Source organism: Pseudomonas sp. P108, assembly GCF_032613195.1.
In the GTDB taxonomy this organism is placed as follows: domain Bacteria; phylum Pseudomonadota; class Gammaproteobacteria; order Pseudomonadales; family Pseudomonadaceae; genus Aquipseudomonas.
On record NZ_CP126691.1, the window covers coordinates 2658308 to 2674943 of the forward strand.

Consider the following 16636-nt stretch of genomic DNA (forward strand, 5'->3'; position numbering starts at 1 on the left):
CTGCTCGCGATGGCGTCATATCAGCCGCTACAAATCTTCAGCTACCACTCTCGGTACGGCGGCTACTGACCTCGGCCGGCACATCATCCCCAGCCATGCGCTTGCGGAACAATGCCGCCCGCGCCAGCAGCAAAGTAGTCACCGGCACAGTGATCGCCAGCAATATCGGAATCAGCCAGGCATGCACCACCGGACCGGATTTCAACGCCGAAAAGCAGATGATCGACGCCAGCGCCACACACCATGCCCCCAGCGTTGAAGCCAGCGCCGGCGGGTGCATGCGCTGGAAGTAATCCTTCATGCGCAGTAACCCGATCGCGCCGATCAACGCAAACAGACCGCTGAGCACCAGCAGGATCGCCACCGGAATTTCGACCCACAGAGACAATTCAGCATTCATTCGATCACCTCGCCACGCAGCAGGAATTTCGCCAGGGCAAACGAGCCGACGAAGCCGAACAGCGCAATCAGCAGCGCCGCTTCGAAGTAAGTGTCACTGGAATAACGAATACCCAGGGTCAGCATCATCAGCATGGCGACGATGTACAGGTAGTCCAGCGCCAATACCCGATCCTGTGCCGACGGGCCTTTGAACAGGCGCACCAGGGTCAGCACCATCGCCAGCGAGAACAGGAACAGCGTTAGCAGAATCGCGTTCGACAGTAATGGGCTCATTCGAAAATCTCCATCAACGGCCGTTCGTAGGTGCTCTTGAAGTGCTCGATGAATTGCGCTTCGTCATCCAGATCCCAGACGTGCAGCAGCAGAATGCTGCGATCCAGCGCCAGCTCTGACCACACTGTGCCGGGCACCACTGTGCAGATCATCGCCAGGGTCGCCAGGCCATGGGCATCGCGCAGGTCCAGCGGTACTTTGACAAAGCCCGAGCGCGGAGGGCGACGACCGGCATTCAGTACGCCCCAGGCGACGATCAGGTTGGACATCACCACATCACGGCCCACGACCAGGAACAGGCGCAGGATCGTCCCCGGCCGGCGAATGCGCGCTCGTTTCGGGCGCAATTTGCGCATCATCAACGGAGCGGCAAAGCCTAGTATCGCGCCGAGCAACAGGTTGCCCGGGCTGATCGACAGGTTCAGGGTCAGCCACAAGGCGCAAAGTGCCAACGACAGCAGCGGTGCAGGAAACACACGGTTCATGGCTGCACCTCCAGCATCGCGGCTTTCGCTTCCGGACTCGGTACGGCACGGGTGCCGAGCACCGCCATCACGTACTGCTGCGGGTTGTGCAACGCCTCGGCGGTGGCCTGGGTGTAACGCAACAGGGGTTCAGCCTTGAAGGTCAGGACGATGCTCAGTCCCAGCAACAGGAAGATCGGCGCGCATTCGAGTTTGCGCAGCAGCGGCGAAGGGCGCTCCTCCGGGGTCCAGAAGCGCTGGATGCCGAGGCGCGAGAACGCCATCAACGACGCCAGTCCGGTGAGGATCAGCAGCGCCAGCAATGCCCAAGCCGCGTTGGAAATCGGCGCACCAGTGCCTATGCCCAGCGGATTGAGCAATGCACCGATCAGGCTCAGTTTGCCGATAAAACCGGACAGCGGCGGCATGCCGATGATCAGCAGCGCGCAAGCAATAAAGCTCAGGCCGAGAAACGCCATGGTCCACGGGATGACCTGCCCGACCACAGCTTTTTGCTCGTCGTCGAGGTTGATGCCTTTGGGCGGTTGCAGGGATTCCTGCGGGCGCGGCAGCAGTTCGCTTTCGTCTTCCAGCGGGATTTCATTGGCCGAGCGCGAACGTTCGATCAACTCGGCCAGCAGGAACAGTGCACTCAACGCCAGAGTCGAGCTGACCAGATAGAACAGCGCCGCGCCGATCAGGTTCGGCTGGGCGAACCCGATTGCCGACAGCAGAATCCCCGCCGACACCAGAATGCTCAGGCTGGCCATACGCTCCAGGCGTTGTGCGGCGAGAATTGCCAGCGCCGCGCAGGCCATGGTCGCCATGCCGCCGTAGATCAGCCATTCGCCGCCAAAGAACGCCGAGGCACCGGCTTGCCCAGAGAACAGCAGGGTCCACAGGCGCAGCAAGGTGTAGACGCCGACCTTGGTCATGATCGCGAACATCGCCGCCACCGGCGCACTGGCCGAGGAATAGGCTGGCACGAGCCAGAAGTTCAGCGGCCACATGCCGGCCTTGGCCAGGAACGCGACGGCGAGAATCCCGGCGCCGGCGTGGAGCAAGCCCCGGTCGGCTTCCGGCACCAGCGGAATCTTCAGCGCCAGATCGGCCATGTTCAGCGTGCCAGTGACACCGTAGATCAGTGCCGCGCCAATCAGGAACAGCGATGAGGCGAGCAGGTTGATCGAAATGTAATGCAGCCCCGATGACACCCGCGCCCGCCCCGAGCCGTGCAGCAACAGGCCATAGGACGCGGCGAGCAACACTTCGAAGAACACGAACAGGTTGAACAGGTCTGCGGTCAGGAACGCGCCGTAAAGACCCATCAACTGAATCTGGAACAGCGCGTGGAAGCTCGAACCGGCGCCGTCCCACCGGGCCATGGCAAACAGCAGGGCGCTGACGCCGATGATCCCGGTCAGCACCAGCATCAGCGCCGACAGTCGATCGACCACCAGCACAATGCCGAACGGTGCCTGCCAGTTACCCGGCAGGTACACGCCAATGGAGCCGGGCACGCCGTTGGTTTGCGTCCATTGCAGCAACAGCACCGAAATGAACAGGCCGACGAGGCTGGAGAACAGGTTGATTTTTGCCTTCAGCGGTCGGTGCCGCTCGCCGAGCATCAGCATGATGGCGGCGGTCAGCAGCGGCAGCAGAATCGGTGCGGCGATCAGGTGAGTCATCGCCATCATTCTTTAGGCTCCCGGCCGTCGACGTGGTCGGTGCCGGTCAGGCCGCGCGAGGCGAGCAGAACGACGAGGAACAGCGCGGTCATGGCGAAGCTGATGACGATCGCGGTGAGTACCAGTGCCTGTGGCAGCGGGTCGGTGTAGTGCAGCAAATCCTGGGTGACGCCGTCCTTGATCACCGGCTCCTTGCCGATAAACAGGCTGCCCATGCTGAAGATGAACAGGTTGACGCCGTACGACAGCAGGCACAGGCCCATGACCACCTGGAACGTCCGTGGGCGCAGGATCAACCAGACGCCGGACGCGGCGAGCACGCCGATGGCGATTGCGATGACTTCTTCCATCAGACGGCTCCTTTGCTGGCGACGGACTTGGGCAGCGATGCGGTCTTGTGACCCCGCACCGATTGGTGGGCGAGGGCGGTGAGGATCAACAAGGTCGAACCGACCACCACGCCGTACACGCCAACGTCGAAGAACAGCGCGCTGGCGATATGGATGTCACCCAGCACTGGCAAAGTGAAATGCCAGGTGTGCGTGGTGAGGAACGGATAGCCGACCAGCATCGCCCCCAGGCCGGTGGCGGTGGCGAACAGTAACCCGGTGCCCATCCAGCGCAGCGGCCGCAGACTCATTTGCGCCTCGACCCACTGTGTACCGGCGACCATGTATTGCAGGATGAACGCCACCGACATCACCAGACCGGCGACGAAACCGCCACCCGGTTGGTTGTGCCCGCGCATGAACAGGTAGAACGACACCACCAGCGCAATCGGCAGCAACAGGCGAACCAGCACTGCCGGCACCATCATGAAGCCGAGTGCGGTGTCGCTAGCCGAACGCGGGTTGACCAGATCGGTGACCACGTCCGGCGCCAGCAAGCGTTGCTGGGCGGGCAGTTGCAGGCTTTCTTTCGGTGGGCGGAAACGCCGCAGCAGAGCGAACACGGTCAGCGCCACGGCGACCAGCACGGTGATTTCGCCGAGGGTGTCGAAGCCACGGAAATCCACCAGCATCACGTTGACCACGTTGCTGCCACCGCCCTCGGGCATGGCGCGGCTGAGGTAGAACGAAGAGATGTCGTTCGGCGTCTGCCGCGTGAGCATCGCGTAGGACAGCAGCGCCATGCCACCACCGACGGCAATCGACAGCAGCAAGTCGCGCAGACGACGAATGCGTGCCTTGCGCAGGCTGCTTGGCAGTGGCGAGACTTCTTCGATACGGCGTGGCAACCAGCGCAGGCCGAGCAGGATCAGCACGGTGGTGACCACTTCTACCGCCAGTTGCGTCAGCGCCAGATCGGGCGCGGAGAACCAGACGAAAGTCACGCAGGTCATCAAGCCGCAGACGCTGACCATGGTCAAAGCGGCGAGACGGTGATACTTGGCCTGCCACGCGGCGCCGAGGGCACAGGCAATCGCCAGCAGCCACAAGGTCACAAAGACGATCGAGCCGGGAATCTTCGGCCGGTCGCCCCAGCTCAGGCTGCTGTGCAGCATCGGAATCAGGCCGGCGAGCACGGCCGCCAACACCATCAGGAACAATTGCATCTGCAGACGCTTGGTGCCGAGTCGCCGCTCTGCGCGCCGGGCCATGCGCATCATCACCACCAGGCTGCGCTCGAACAGGCGCTTGCCGTTGAAGCGGCCAACCAACGGCGGGTACTTGAAGCGTCCGCGCTTGAGCTGATTGCGCAGCAACAGATAGACAATGATGCCGCCTGACATGGCGATCAGGCTCATGATCATCGGTGCGTTCAGACCGTGCCAGATCGCAAGGCTGTATTCCGGCAAAGTGCCGCCAACCACTGGCAGCGCGGCGGCGGCGAGCAACGGGCCGACGATCTGCGCCGGGAAAATCCCCACCAGCAAGCAAGTGAACACCAGCAACTCGACCGGCGCCCGCATCCAGCGCGGCGGCTCGTGCGGGGTGTGCGGCAGGTCGGTGGCCGGCGGGCCGAAGAACACATCGACGGTGAAGCGCAGCGAGTAGGCAACGCTGAATGTGCCGGCGATGGTCGCGACAATCGGCAGCGCCGCTTCGACCCACGCCGTGGCGTTGATGAACACGGTTTCAGCGAAGAACATTTCTTTCGACAGGAAGCCGTTGAGCAACGGCACCCCGGCCATCGAGGCGCTGGCAACCATGGCCAGCGTCGCGGTGAATGGAATCAGTTTGATCAGGCCGCTGAGTTTGCGGATATCGCGGGTGCCGCTTTCGTGGTCGATGATGCCAGCGGCCATGAACAGCGAAGCCTTGAACGTAGCGTGGTTGAGGATGTGGAACACCGCCGCCACGGCAGCCAGCGGACTGTTCAGGCCCAGCAACAGGGTGATCAAGCCGAGATGGCTGATAGTCGAGTAAGCGAGCAGACCTTTGAGGTCGTTCTGGAACATCGCGCAATACGCGCCGAGCAACAGCGTACACGCGCCGGCCCCGCTGACGATGTAGAACCATTCTTCACTGCCAGACAGCGATGGCCACAGACGCGCGAGCAAGAACACCCCGGCCTTGACCATGGTTGCCGAATGCAGATAGGCAGAAACCGGTGTCGGCGCCGCCATTGCGTGCGGCAACCAGAAGTGGAAAGGGAACTGCGCACTTTTGCTGAGTGCGCCGATAAGAATCAGAGGAAGGAGAATAGGGTAGAGGGCGTGTGCACGAATCATGTCGCCGGCGGCCAGGACCTTGTCGAGGTCATAGCTGCCGACGACATGGCCGAGAATCATGACCCCCGCCAGCAGGCATAATCCGCCGGCACCAGTGACCATCAGCGCCATGTAGGCGCCGCGACGGGCGTCCGCGCGGTGGTGCCAATAGCCGATCAACAGGAACGAGAAGAGGCTGGTCAGCTCCCAGAAAAACACGATCTGAATCAGATTGCCGGAGATCACCAGACCGAGCATGGCGCCCATGAATGCCAGGAAAAAGGCGAAGAAACGCGGCACCGGATCGTCCGGCGACATGTAATAACGGGCATATAAAGAGACGAGGGTGCCGATGCCCAGCACCAGCATCGAGAACAGCCAGGCGAAGCCGTCCATGCGCAGAACGAAGTTCAGACCGAGGCTGGGCAGCCACATGAACTCTTCGCGGATCACACCGCCGTGGGCGATTTGTGGGTACAACAGCGCGACTTGGACGGTACCGATCAAAGCGACCAGGCCAGCCAACAGGGACTCGGTATTACGCGCATTGTGAGGCAGCACCGCTGCCAGACAGCTGCCAATGAATGGCAGAAGCAGTAGAACTATCAGGGACATAGGCTTCTAATCTGCGGAAGTTTGTGAAGCATCATACGTGCCAGCTCCCCGATCACCAAACGCCAGGATGTCTCAGAATCCTACAAAGTAGTCTGGAATTTTCTGTTTGGCATTGTTTCAGGAAGGTCGATGTTGCTTGGAATGGCCTCATCGCGAGCAGGCGAAGGCCTACATTTGGAATGCGTTCCCCTGTAGGAGTGAGCCTGCTCGCGATAGCAATAATTCAGACTGTGAAGATTTCGGAGCTTTATCCCTGTGCTTCCCGCTCCAGCTCCGCTTCGGCTTCCGCAACCTTACCCTTGGTCTTCAACTCACTGACAATCACCGCCGCCACAATCAACCCCGCACCCACCAGCGCAATCGCCGGCAAGCGCTCTCCGGCAATCCGCCCGACAATCCCGGCCCACACCGGCTCGCCCGCATAGATCAACGTCGCCCGAGTTGGCGAAACACTCTTCTGCGCCCAGTTCATCGCCACCTGAATCGCTGCGCTCGCTGCGCCCAATCCCAGCGCAGTCACCAGCAAGGTCCAGGAAAAATCCGGAATGGCTTCACCGGTCGGCACCACCAGCAGGAACGACAGCACCGATGTGGTTGCCAATTGCACGACAGTCACTCGGCGCACATCCACCTGGCCGGCGTAGGTGCTGATCAGAATGATTTCGGCGGCAATGGCAATAGCGCTGATCAGCGTGGCGATTTCGCCCGGACTGAAATTCAGCGCAGCCCCGGACGGCCCCGACAACAACATCAACCCGGTAAATGCCAGCATGATGCCGATGCTGGGCATCAATCCCGGGCGTCGCCCCAGCACCAGCCATTGCAGCAAAGGCACGAACGGCACATACAACGCGGTGATGAACGCCGACTGACTGCTCGGGATCGTTTGTAAACCGACCGTCTGCAGGCCGTAACCGAGCATGATCGCCACGCCGATGAAGGCGCCAGCCTTGAGTTCGAACAGCGTCAGTTCGCGCAGATGACGCCATGAGAACAGTGCGACGATAGCCGCCGCAGCGGCGAAGCGCAGGCCGACAAAAAACATCGGGCCGCTGACGGTCATCGCATGCTGAACCAGCAGGAAAGTACCGCCCCAGATCATGGTGATCAGCACCAGCACGCACTCGGCTTTGCTGAAACGAGAGAAACGAAGGGGAGTGGGGGAGCTGTTCTGCGACGTCATGACCTTGCGCACTATAAAAAGGAGGCCGCACAATGCGCCCAACGTTGCGCAGTATACTGCCCAACCTCACCGAGTGAGCAATATAGTGCACAAAGATTCAACGCAACGGGCGTCCGTCCTGCAACACGTCAGCCTGAATGTGCGACGCCTACGTCATGCCGCCGACATGAGCCAGACTGCGCTGGCGGAAAAATCCGGGGTCAGCCGGCGCATGCTGGTGGCGATCGAGGCGGGCGAGAAGAATGTCAGCCTGACCACGCTGGATCGCGTCGCCGAGGCGCTTGATGTGGCGTTCAGCGATCTGATCCAGGCGCCAGATGCCCGCGACCCGAGCCGCATCAACGAGGTGGCATGGGCGGGCACCCACCCGGGCAGCAAAGCGGTGTTGCTTTCCAAAGCCACGGCGACCCGCGAAGTCGAGCAATGGGAGTGGTGCCTGCAACCCGGCGAGGTCTATCCGTCGCAAGCGGATGCCGAGGGCTGGAGCGAGCAGATTTTCGTCTTTGAAGGTTGCCTGACCCTGATGCTCGGCGATCAGCCGCAGCACATCGGCACGGGCGAGTTTTTCATGTTTGCCAGCAATCAGCCGCATTCCTATCGCAATGATGGGGAAGTTGCGGCGCGGTTTGTGCGTAATGTGGTGATTTGAATGAGTCAGAGCGCAGACATCCTGATTATCGGTGGTGGCCTCAGTGGCACGATGCTGGCGGTGCAATTATTGCGTCTGCCTGGCCGGCGCAAGGTCTTGATCGTTGAACCGCGTGCGGAACTGGGACGGGGCGAGGCGTACAGCGCGGTCGAGTTGGGTCACACACTCAATGGCAACGCCGCACGCATGAGTGTTGATCCGGATAATCCTGATGATTTGACGCAATGGCTGACCGAGCACATTGCCGGTGGTGGCTGGCCTGAATCGGCCGAGCAGGATGTGCCGGTCAGCGAACTGTTCCCGCCGCGTGGTTTGTTTGGTGTCTATGTGCAGCAACATCTGGCTGAAGCGCGCACTGTCGGGGCGCGTTATGGTTCGAGCGTTGAACACATTCGCGCGGAGGTCGTCGACCTGCAAGTCGAGGCCGATTCGGTGCAGCTCACACTGAGCAATGGTCAGGCACTGCGCGGTGGCTACGCGGTCTTGGCGACTGGAATGTTCCCTGCCGCGCGAACCCCGCAGAAAACCTCCAGCGGTCTCAACGCCACCGCGCTCGATCCTTGGGATGTCGCGGCCATGCGCCAGCTCGATCCGCAATCCACCGTGATGATCATTGGCTCCGGCCTGACCATGGTCGATGCCGTGGTATCGCTGGAGCAAGCCGGGCATCGCGGGCCGATTGAAGTGTTTTCCCGCCATGGTTTGTTGCCCCATGTACGCCGACAACCGCCGGCCTGGGTGGATTTTCTGGGTAAAAATCACGGCATTCGCACACCACGGCAGTTGCTCCGTGAATTACGCCGGCAGTGCCTAGACGCTGTTGCCCAAGGCATCGATTGGCAGGCCCCGCTGGACACAGTCCGCGTACACATCGCCCGGTTGTGGAGTCAGGCGACTGACCGGCAGCGTCGACAATTCGTACGGCATGTTCGGCCGTGGTGGGAAAGCCATCATCACCGTTCACCGCCGTTGAGCGCGAAGCTGGTTGAGCGATTGCACAAAGAAGGGCGATTGCGCATTCAGGCGGCGTCGTTCAAGGGGCTGGAGCCAAATGTGGAAGGTGGTGTGAGTATTCGCATTCGACGTCGCGGTGAGTCGCAAACCTGCGTGGTGCAGGGCGCCGCGTTGGTCAACTCCAGTGGCATCGAATACGACTGGCGTCGGGTGGCGCGACCGTTGCCGCAACAGGTGCTGGCGCGCGGTCTGGTGCAGCCGGGACCGTTGGCGTTGGGGATTGCGGCGGCGGTGGATGGTGCGGTGCTGGATGCCGAAGGGCTTGCGGCTGACCGATTGTTTGCCATGGGGCCGCCATTGCGCGGGATGTCGTGGGAGAGCACGGCGGTGACGGATGTGGCGTTGCAGGCGAAGGCGTTGGCTTTACGACTGGTGCGTTAAAGCCGAGGTTGCCGTTGGTCGGAATAAAGACCCCACCTGTAATTTCTGACAGTTGTGGATCTTCGCCGGCATGGGCCTAATCGCTTCGTACGCGATAGCTTCGCGTGCTCAACCAATTTTTAAAGGAATAAAGAGATGGCTAAGGCTCTTGAACCACTTGTAATCAACGAAGCTGTAGACGGCATCATAAAACTGACCGATGTCCCAGATGGCGCTACTGCACGGATCCCGCCGGGTCCTCTGGCGGAGGATGGTCCCATTACCCCATTTTTCGTTCAGGTTGTTTTAGATGGCAAGTTGATCGGTGAAAGATTTACCGGTACCACTCCTCATTCGGAGACTATCGAAATAAAGGTGTCTCGCGCAGACTTACTGAAAAACATAGGCCCGCAGGGCGCTGAGTTTGCCTATAGGGTGAATTTGGGCGGAAATCCAGTGGACGCACCTTTTACGAAGTACGAAATTACCCATTAGGTTAGATGTCTGTCTGGAGAATCCATTGGCATCCGGCGTTTAGGGCGCCGCATGTCAATGGGAGTCTAACTTTGATCGCTGGCAAAACAGCTCCCAAGGTTTTGGGTGTGCTGTAAGTGTTACGCCACCACCCTATAGCAAGGCACATACGCCGCGCCGCCCGGCAGTTTCATCCGGTGCTGGGCGACGAAGGCTTTGAGCAGCGCATCGAGCGGTTGCATGATCGCCGCATCACCACGGATCTGGTACGGCCCGTGTTCTTCGATCAGGCGAATGCCCTTGTCCTTGACGTTACCGGCGACAATGCCGGAGAACGCCCGACGCAGGTTCGCCGCCAGTTCGTGCGGTGGCTGGTCGCGGTGCAGTTTCAGGTTGGCCATGTTTTCGTGGGTCGGATCGAACGGGCGCTGGAAGCCTTCGTCGATTTTCAGCAGCCAGTTGAAGTGGAACGCGTCGTTGCGCTCGCGGCGGAACTGCTTAACCGCTTTCAGCCCCTGAGTCATCTGCCGTGCCACTTCGGCCGGGTCGTCGATGATGATTTCGTAGTGTTGCTTGGCTGCTTCACCCAGGGTGGCGGTGACGAAGGCGTCGAGCTGTTCCAGATACGGCGCCGCATGTTTCGGTCCGGTGAGGACCACCGGGAACGGCAGCCCTTTATTGTCAGGGTGCATCAGTATGCCCAGCAGGTAGAGGAACTCTTCCGCCGTACCCGCACCGCCCGGGAAGATGATGATGCCGTGGCCGACACGCACGAAGGCTTCCAGACGTTTTTCGATGTCCGGCAGAATCACCAGCTCGTTGACGATCGGGTTCGGCGCTTCGGCGGCAATGATGCCCGGCTCGGTCAGGCCGAGATAACGACCGCCGTGAATACGCTGTTTGGCGTGGGCGATGGTTGCGCCTTTCATCGGGCCTTTCATCACGCCCGGGCCGCAACCGGTGCAGATGTCGAGGCTGCGCAGGCCCAGTTCGTGGCCGACTTTCTTGGTGTATTTGTATTCTTCGGTGTTGATCGAGTGACCGCCCCAGCACACAACGATTTTCGGCTCGACGCCGGGACGCAGAGTGCGTGCGTTGCGCAGCAGGTGGAAGACGTAGTCGCTGATGCCTTGCGAGGTGCTGAGGTCGATGCGTTGGCTGTCGAGTTCGTTTTCGGTGTAGACGATGTCGCGCAGGGCGCTGAAGAGCATTTCGCGGGTGCTGGCGATCATTTCGCCGTCGACGAAGGCGTCGGCCGGAGCGTTCAGCAGCTCCAGGCGCACGCCGCGATCCTGTTGGTGAATGCGGATTTCGAAGTCCTTGTAGGCTTCAAGGATAGTCTTGGCGTTATCGACATGGGCGCCGGTGTTGAGGATGGCCAGGGCGCACTGGCGGAAGAGGGTGTAGGTGCTGCCGGATCCGGCTTCGCTCAGTTGCTGAACTTCACGTTGAGAAAGGGTTTCCAGGCTGCCTTTCGGGCTGACCGAGGCGTTGATTACGTGTCGTTGGGTCATGCAATGATCCTTAAAACGATGTCATCACGAAGCTGAGCAATGGCATCCGAATAGTGTGTATCCATGAATGAAGATGGCACGATCTGCGCTATACCGCCATGTCCCCTTTGGACGCTGAAAAGATGAAGAGGAGCCCCAGCATAGCTAAATCCGTCGTAGAGGCGATAATGCCCCGGCCGCTTTTTTCTGTTAGCCCTTTTGTCGCTCAAGGAAGTCATTTGTGATGTTCGAGATTCAGCCGATGGATGCCGCCACCTTTCGCCAGCAGACCCGACGCAGCACGATCATCATCGCCGTGCTGTTCCTGGTGCTGGCGATGTTGTTCTCGAGCGTGGCGGTGGCGTTGTTCGGCGAACCTGGCGGCGATAACCTGCGCTTCAATGTCGGCGGGGTTTTTCTGGCATTTCTGCTGACTGCGGGGTTACTGCGCGGGCGCTTCTGGAATCAGCGCTGGATGGCGCCAGCGGTGTATAGCTGGCGACTCAAGCGCAACCTGATGAGCATCACCAATGTGATGCATCAGGTGACGGCGGCGGTGGAGCAGAACGATCCGGTGGCGATGAAGGTTTTGCGTTTCTACCACTTGGGGTTGACGCAAATGCACGAACTGGACGGTAACTCCAGCGATCATGGGCAGCTGTGGCGGGAAGTCGAGGCGCACAAGGAACGGATGCAGGTGCTGGGTCTCGACACCGAGCAGACGCGTCTGGATCCGTCCTGGCTGGAGGCGTTGAAGCCAACTTCGCGCTGAAACGTCCGCAGTATAAGTTTCAGCCAAAGATCAGTGAGCGATGAGTGCCTGCACCGGCGCGGGCCCCATCGCCAACTGCCAGCGCTACTGAACCGGCAGCCAATGCCGCATCTCCGCAGGCAAATACGCCGGCGACGCTGGTTTGTTGTGTCGCGTCAGTCTGAATAAACGGTCCCATCGGGCCATCCTCGAATGTACATCCCAGTTGTTCAGCCAGCGGGCTGGCCATGCGTGTGCGTGGCATGGCGAACAGGCCTGCAACAGCGATGACCTGACCATCGCTGAGTACCACGTCCGCACGCTCGCCACGGATGTGACTGACCGGCCGGGTTTCCAGGGTTACACCGCGGCGATCCAGTTCCGCCAATTGTTCGGCATCCGGCTCGAACACGCCGTTGGTGAAGAACGTGGTCGGGCCCCAATCCCGCAGTAGCAGGGCGTGATGAATCGACATGGGTGACGTCGCCAATACGCCGATCGCGTCTTGATTCAGTTCATAACCGTGGCAGTACGGGCAATGAAAAACACTTTGGCCCCAGCGTTGCCTGAGACCGTCGATGTCCGGCAACTCGTCGATGACGCCCGAGGCCAGGATCAGTCGCTTGGCGCTGAGCCATTGTCCGCTCTCGGTGCGCAGATCGAATCCGCTGTCAGTCCGAGTCGCTTCAACTGCTGTATCCGTTAGCCATTGCACGCTGGGGTAAGCCAGTAACTGTGCGCGTGCTTCGTCAGCAATTTGCCCCGGTGCACGTCCATCCTGGCCGAGGAAACCGTGGGATGTTTCGGCAAAACGGTTGCGTCGCAGTCCTGAATCCAGCACCAGCACATTGCGTCGGGCGCGGGCCAGTTGCAGGCCGGCGGACAGCCCGGCATAGCTGCCGCCAACGATGATGACGTCGTACACCATGAGCGAATCTCCTCTTGAATTTTCAGAGTACACCGTAAGTTACGAGAAATATTGCTGTCAATAGTCTCGTAACTTCAGACCTTGCAAGCGATACTCGGCGCATCTTCGCAACGGCTTGAAAAAAGGATCATCGATGAGAAACGACACGCGGTTATCGCGCATGCTCCATGTGTTGATTCACATGGCTCGCCATGAAAAGCGCGCGACCTCGGAAACCATCGCCGGCATGCTTGGCACCAACCCGGTGGTGGTGCGGCGCACCATGGGTTTGCTCAAGGAGCAGGGGTTTGTGACGTCAGAGAAGGGCCATCAGGGAGGCTGGGCGCTGGCCAAACCGCTGGCGCAGATCACCCTGCTGGATATCCACCAGGCGTTAGGCACGCAGTCGATTTTTTCCATCGGTTTGTCGACGGATCACCCGGAGTGTCTGGTCGAGCAAGCGGTGAACGCCGCACTGACACGCACCTTCGATGAGGCGCAGGCGCTGTTGCTGTCGCGGTTGGGTGGCATCACCTTGGCGGACCTGGCAGCGGATTTCGAGGCCCGCTTCAAGTCAGTCGGCGAGGATAATTAAAGCGGCGAAGCGGCGCGCCGATGTTTCCATGAGCGAAATGCCCGCCCATACACCAGCAGGTTGACCGCCAGCACCACGCTGCCGAGCGCCAGTTGAATCTGCGGGGTGAGCCCGGCCGGATAGATGATCGGCCAGATGTAATGCTCGATAAAGCCGCCGGCGTATTCAGTCTGTCCGGCGGCGTGGCGCATGAGGTTTTCCCAGTAGGTCAGTGGGCAGGTCAGGTGCAACACCTCGACCGCCACGCCCCAGGCGGCAGCCGGCAAATGCAGCCACATCACCCGTGGCCATTTGAGTACCAGCAGCCCGCCAAACAGCACGAACAGAATGAAGCACAAATGAAACAGCACCAGCCCGTCGGCTGCGATTCGGTACAGCATGTCGTCTCCCTGACGCGATTGTGAATGGCGCTATGTTACGCCGCTCAGGGCATTAAAAGTCAGTGCGAAAGTCAGCCTATTCCGCGCGCATCCGGACGATTTCCCACAAGTGCGCAAGATTGTTCAAGCCAGAAAAGCGAATTTACTGGCACAGTCGCCGACCGTTTTCCTGGTTGAAGAACGTTTATGTCTGACTCAGTAATGCCACGCAGTGCGTTCCTTCGTGGCGCTGTGGCGATCATGCCGTTGTCTCTGGCCACCGCACCGTGGGGGCTGCTGGCCGGTTCCATGGCGATCGAGGCCAACCTTACGCCGCTGCAAGGTCAAGGTTTATCGAGCATCGTGTTTGCCGGTGCCGCGCAATTGGTGGCGATCGGCATGCTCAAGGGCGGTGCGGGGATTTTCTCGATTCTGCTGACCACGTTGCTGCTGACGTCGCAGCACTTGCTGTATGGCATGAGCATGCGTTCAGTGATTGCGCCGCTGCCTGGGCGTTGGCGCATAGGCCTGGGCTTTTTGCTCACCGATGAGTTGTTCGCGTTGACCAGTCAGCATGACCGCCAGCAGTTCAATCGCTGGTATGCGCTGGGCGTCGGCCTGACGTTTTACATCGCGTGGAACCTGTTCACCCTCGCCGGCATTGTCCTTGGCAGCAGCATTCCGGGGCTTGAGCACTTGGGGCTGGATTTCTCGATTGCCGCCACGTTTATCGCGTTGATCACACCGGTGGTGCGTAACGTACCGACGGTGGTGTGTGTGGCGGTGTCGCTGTTCTGTTCAGTGCTGTTCAGTTACTGGCAATGGGGCTCAGCGCTGGTGTTGTCCGGACTGGCAGGAATGACCGCAGGGTTTATCTGCAACAAGCTGTATCGGGAGCGCACATGATGGTTTGGGCAGTGATTTTCGGCATGGGGATTCTGGTTTTTCTCAACCGCTACGTGTTTCTCGAACCGCGTTTACCGGTACGTTTAAGTAGCAATGCACGGCAGTTTCTCGGGTTTGCGGTTCCCGGAATGCTCACCGCCATTTGCGGGCCGATTGTCTTCATGCCCGACAAACAGTTGAATCTGCAGTGGGATAATCCTTATCTGCTTAGTTCGCTGGTAGCGATCGCACTGGTGATCTACACGCGCAGTACTTTGCTCAGCATGTTGTTGAGCATGGCGTTCTTCTTTTTGCTGCGCTGGTGGTTGTAAGTTGTCTGTTCTACGCTTCAGGGATGGAGATTAACTGATAACTGGAGGTGCACATGGCGACTGAGCAGAAGCATCCGGAGACGGATGAGCAAGAGACTGATGAGCCGACTGAAGAGGAAATAGAGCGGGAAAAGCACAAGGAGCAAACCTGGAAGCACGATGACGGCAGAGAGCTTTCAGATCCTGATCGCAAGTTTTGAGTGATTTCTACGAAAAAGCCCCGAAAATGCGGGGCTTTTTTACGGTTTCAAAGATCGTCCAACTGCGTGAAGTCGGGGTGTGTGGCCCGATATCCCAAGGTTCGATCAATCCACGCATTCAGCTCGTTGACCATCACCGGCGCATGGCCAGGATACCCTTCGAGGGTGGTGCGCAGGATGCGTTCGATATCAGGTACGGAACGCAGGTTTCGGGTCTTGATGTAGTGGCCGATAAAACAGTCGAGTTCAAAGCGTTCTGTCATCGACAGATAAATACACTCCAGGCCGCTGACCTGTTTGATTGCAAAATCGTCGCGCAACTTATTTCTCTGCAAGGCTTGTAGACGTTAGGGGGTTCCTGGTTTGTTGACTCTTTGGTCAACTGGTATACCAAATGGAAATGCGGCGCGCATGCTAGCCGTAGTGCATCTAAATGTATGTATGACGGTTGAAATGTCAGACAGGCGGTTAGTTCATTCGAACGTGTGTTTTATGTGCGCCGTCTCAAAAATGAAACAGGGTTTGTAAAGGCAGTGATTCGCTTTATGAATTGCTCAAATTTGCAATAGTTTTATTTCTTATAACGCTGCGTCAAAAGATCGCAGCCTTCGGCAGCACCTGCATTGATAGACGCGTGAAGTCGGCAAATGTTTAAGTCTGCTCCATAATCAAACTGGCCCCCTGATTGCGCACGTTACCGACAGCTTTGCCGACTTTGTACCATTCGAACACTTCGCTGCATTCACCTTCAAACAGCAGCATTTGCTCGGCGCGTTCAACCGGCGTCGCCGGATCGAGCCACTCGCGCGCCAACTCTGCGCGGAACACTATCGGTCGGCGATCATGGATATCGAGCATGCCGCCGACGGCATTGGCGGTGATGATCACGAAACCGTCGTCATCCCGGGCTGCTGCTTCAGTTGTCGGAAATTGTCCGATGGCGGCGCAGAAAACTGTCCCATGATCCGCCCGACGGATCAGCCACGGTTGTCGTGTTTTGTCCTCGGTGTCGACCCATTCAAACCAGTTATCGACGGGCACAATCAAACGATGGCGCCAGATCGCCCGGAAGAACGGGCCGTGGGCGACTTTCTCCACCCGGGCATTGATGGGTGGGGGGCGATCCTTGGCCCAGTGCGGGCGCCAGCCCCAGCGCAGATTGTCGGCATGCAGTTGCTGTCCTTGTTGATGCAGGACGGCCAGCGCGGTGGTCGGCGCCGCGTTGTAGCGACTGAGCGGCGCATCGCCGACGTGATTGATCAAGGCGTCGGGAATGCTCAGCACCGCGACAAAGTCGTGAATGCCACGGTACTGCGAGAGTCTTCCGCACATGGGCTGA

Annotated in this window: 20 protein-coding genes; 8 read left to right on the forward strand and 12 right to left on the reverse strand. The window is 59.5% G+C overall.

All coding sequences use genetic code 11. From position 1 onward, the window contains the following. Nucleotides 1-37: 37 nt before the first annotated feature. The 7 genes from QOM10_RS11740 to QOM10_RS11770 all read right to left on the reverse strand — a co-directional run bounded on the left by QOM10_RS11740 (nt 38) and on the right by QOM10_RS11770 (nt 7278). The gene (locus QOM10_RS11740) at nt 38-400 is read right to left on the reverse strand and encodes a Na+/H+ antiporter subunit G (protein WP_122600082.1); all 363 of its coding nucleotides are present in this window, start codon (nt 398-400) and stop codon (nt 38-40) included. Further along, nucleotides 397-675, reverse strand: coding sequence for a K+/H+ antiporter subunit F (locus tag QOM10_RS11745; protein ID WP_007910754.1), 279 nt, complete (start codon nt 673-675; stop codon nt 397-399). Before QOM10_RS11745 ends, QOM10_RS11740 begins: the two co-directional genes overlap by 4 nt. Next, nucleotides 672-1160, reverse strand: a complete 489-nt coding sequence (locus tag QOM10_RS11750; protein WP_160039453.1) for a Na+/H+ antiporter subunit E — start codon at nt 1158-1160, stop codon at nt 672-674. Before QOM10_RS11750 ends, QOM10_RS11745 begins: the two co-directional genes overlap by 4 nt. Continuing rightward, a complete protein-coding gene (locus QOM10_RS11755) occupies nt 1157-2836 on the reverse strand; it encodes a monovalent cation/H+ antiporter subunit D (protein WP_316918110.1) in 1680 nt (559 codons plus the stop codon). The genes QOM10_RS11750 and QOM10_RS11755 overlap by 4 nt, the downstream gene beginning before the upstream one ends. Next, a complete protein-coding gene (locus QOM10_RS11760) occupies nt 2833-3177 on the reverse strand; it encodes a Na+/H+ antiporter subunit C (RefSeq protein WP_007910763.1) in 345 nt (114 codons plus the stop codon). The genes QOM10_RS11755 and QOM10_RS11760 overlap by 4 nt, the downstream gene beginning before the upstream one ends. After that, on the reverse strand, nt 3177-6095 hold the full coding sequence (locus QOM10_RS11765) for a monovalent cation/H+ antiporter subunit A (protein WP_127926817.1): 2919 nt from the start codon (nt 6093-6095) through the stop codon (nt 3177-3179). Before QOM10_RS11765 ends, QOM10_RS11760 begins: the two co-directional genes overlap by 1 nt. Before the next feature lie 247 nt (nt 6096-6342). After that, the gene (locus tag QOM10_RS11770; protein ID WP_150773917.1) at nt 6343-7278 is read right to left on the reverse strand and encodes a DMT family transporter; all 936 of its coding nucleotides are present in this window, start codon (nt 7276-7278) and stop codon (nt 6343-6345) included. A gap of 85 nt (nt 7279-7363) precedes the next feature. Between QOM10_RS11770 and QOM10_RS11775 the strand changes: the two genes are divergently transcribed. The 3 genes from QOM10_RS11775 to QOM10_RS11785 all read left to right on the forward strand — a co-directional run bounded on the left by QOM10_RS11775 (nt 7364) and on the right by QOM10_RS11785 (nt 9796). After that, complete coding sequence (locus QOM10_RS11775; RefSeq protein WP_127926819.1) at nt 7364-7927, forward strand: helix-turn-helix domain-containing protein; 564 nt, start codon at nt 7364-7366, stop codon at nt 7925-7927. After that, nucleotides 7928-9322, forward strand: a complete 1395-nt coding sequence (locus QOM10_RS11780) for an FAD/NAD(P)-binding protein (RefSeq protein WP_316918111.1) — start codon at nt 7928-7930, stop codon at nt 9320-9322. Between the two features lie 135 nt (nt 9323-9457). After that, a complete protein-coding gene (locus QOM10_RS11785) occupies nt 9458-9796 on the forward strand; it encodes a hypothetical protein (protein WP_316918112.1) in 339 nt (112 codons plus the stop codon). 119 nt (nt 9797-9915) lie between these two features. On the opposite strand, the gene ppnN is transcribed toward QOM10_RS11785, so the two are convergent. Then, complete coding sequence (ppnN, locus tag QOM10_RS11790) at nt 9916-11289, reverse strand: nucleotide 5'-monophosphate nucleosidase PpnN (protein WP_150751861.1); 1374 nt, start codon at nt 11287-11289, stop codon at nt 9916-9918. A gap of 223 nt (nt 11290-11512) precedes the next feature. On the opposite strand from ppnN, the gene QOM10_RS11795 reads away from it, so the two are divergent. Further along, nucleotides 11513-12040: a DUF3087 domain-containing protein gene (locus QOM10_RS11795; RefSeq protein ID WP_316918113.1), complete on the forward strand. Its 528-nt coding sequence runs from the start codon at nt 11513-11515 to the stop codon at nt 12038-12040. A 19-nt stretch (nt 12041-12059) separates the two neighbouring features. On the opposite strand, the gene QOM10_RS11800 is transcribed toward QOM10_RS11795, so the two are convergent. Then, nucleotides 12060-12947 (reverse strand): NAD(P)/FAD-dependent oxidoreductase, encoded by an 888-nt coding sequence (locus tag QOM10_RS11800; protein WP_150751863.1) that lies wholly within the window; start codon nt 12945-12947, stop codon nt 12060-12062. Between the two features lie 133 nt (nt 12948-13080). Here QOM10_RS11800 and QOM10_RS11805 point away from each other — a divergent pair, with 133 nt between their 5' ends. Continuing rightward, entirely contained in the window at nt 13081-13521 is a 441-nt protein-coding gene (locus QOM10_RS11805; RefSeq protein ID WP_095120329.1) for an Rrf2 family transcriptional regulator, read from the forward strand. Here QOM10_RS11805 and QOM10_RS11810 read toward each other — a convergent pair. Continuing rightward, on the reverse strand, nt 13518-13901 hold the full coding sequence (locus QOM10_RS11810; RefSeq protein WP_127926825.1) for a DUF2784 domain-containing protein: 384 nt from the start codon (nt 13899-13901) through the stop codon (nt 13518-13520). The two genes, QOM10_RS11805 and QOM10_RS11810, sit on opposite strands and share 4 nt — an antisense overlap. Nucleotides 13902-14087: 186 nt before the next feature. On the opposite strand from QOM10_RS11810, the gene QOM10_RS11815 reads away from it, so the two are divergent. Genes QOM10_RS11815 through QOM10_RS11825 form a run of 3 tightly spaced genes read left to right on the forward strand, consistent with a single transcriptional unit; the run spans nt 14088 to nt 15297 of the window. After that, a complete protein-coding gene (locus QOM10_RS11815) occupies nt 14088-14786 on the forward strand; it encodes an AzlC family ABC transporter permease (protein ID WP_127926826.1) in 699 nt (232 codons plus the stop codon). Then, nucleotides 14786-15097 (forward strand): AzlD domain-containing protein, encoded by a 312-nt coding sequence (locus QOM10_RS11820; RefSeq protein ID WP_174244501.1) that lies wholly within the window; start codon nt 14786-14788, stop codon nt 15095-15097. The genes QOM10_RS11815 and QOM10_RS11820 overlap by 1 nt, the downstream gene beginning before the upstream one ends. 53 nt (nt 15098-15150) lie before the next feature. Continuing rightward, on the forward strand, nt 15151-15297 hold the full coding sequence (locus tag QOM10_RS11825; RefSeq protein ID WP_177413856.1) for a hypothetical protein: 147 nt from the start codon (nt 15151-15153) through the stop codon (nt 15295-15297). 47 nt (nt 15298-15344) lie between these two features. Here QOM10_RS11825 and QOM10_RS11830 read toward each other — a convergent pair whose 3' ends face one another. Both QOM10_RS11830 and QOM10_RS11835 read right to left on the reverse strand, forming a co-directional pair. Continuing rightward, a complete protein-coding gene (locus tag QOM10_RS11830; protein ID WP_077573339.1) occupies nt 15345-15617 on the reverse strand; it encodes a hypothetical protein in 273 nt (90 codons plus the stop codon). Nucleotides 15618-15948: 331 nt separating this feature from the next. Next, nucleotides 15949-16629, reverse strand: coding sequence for an SOS response-associated peptidase (locus QOM10_RS11835; protein WP_316918114.1), 681 nt, complete (start codon nt 16627-16629; stop codon nt 15949-15951). Nucleotides 16630-16636 lie beyond the last annotated feature (7 nt).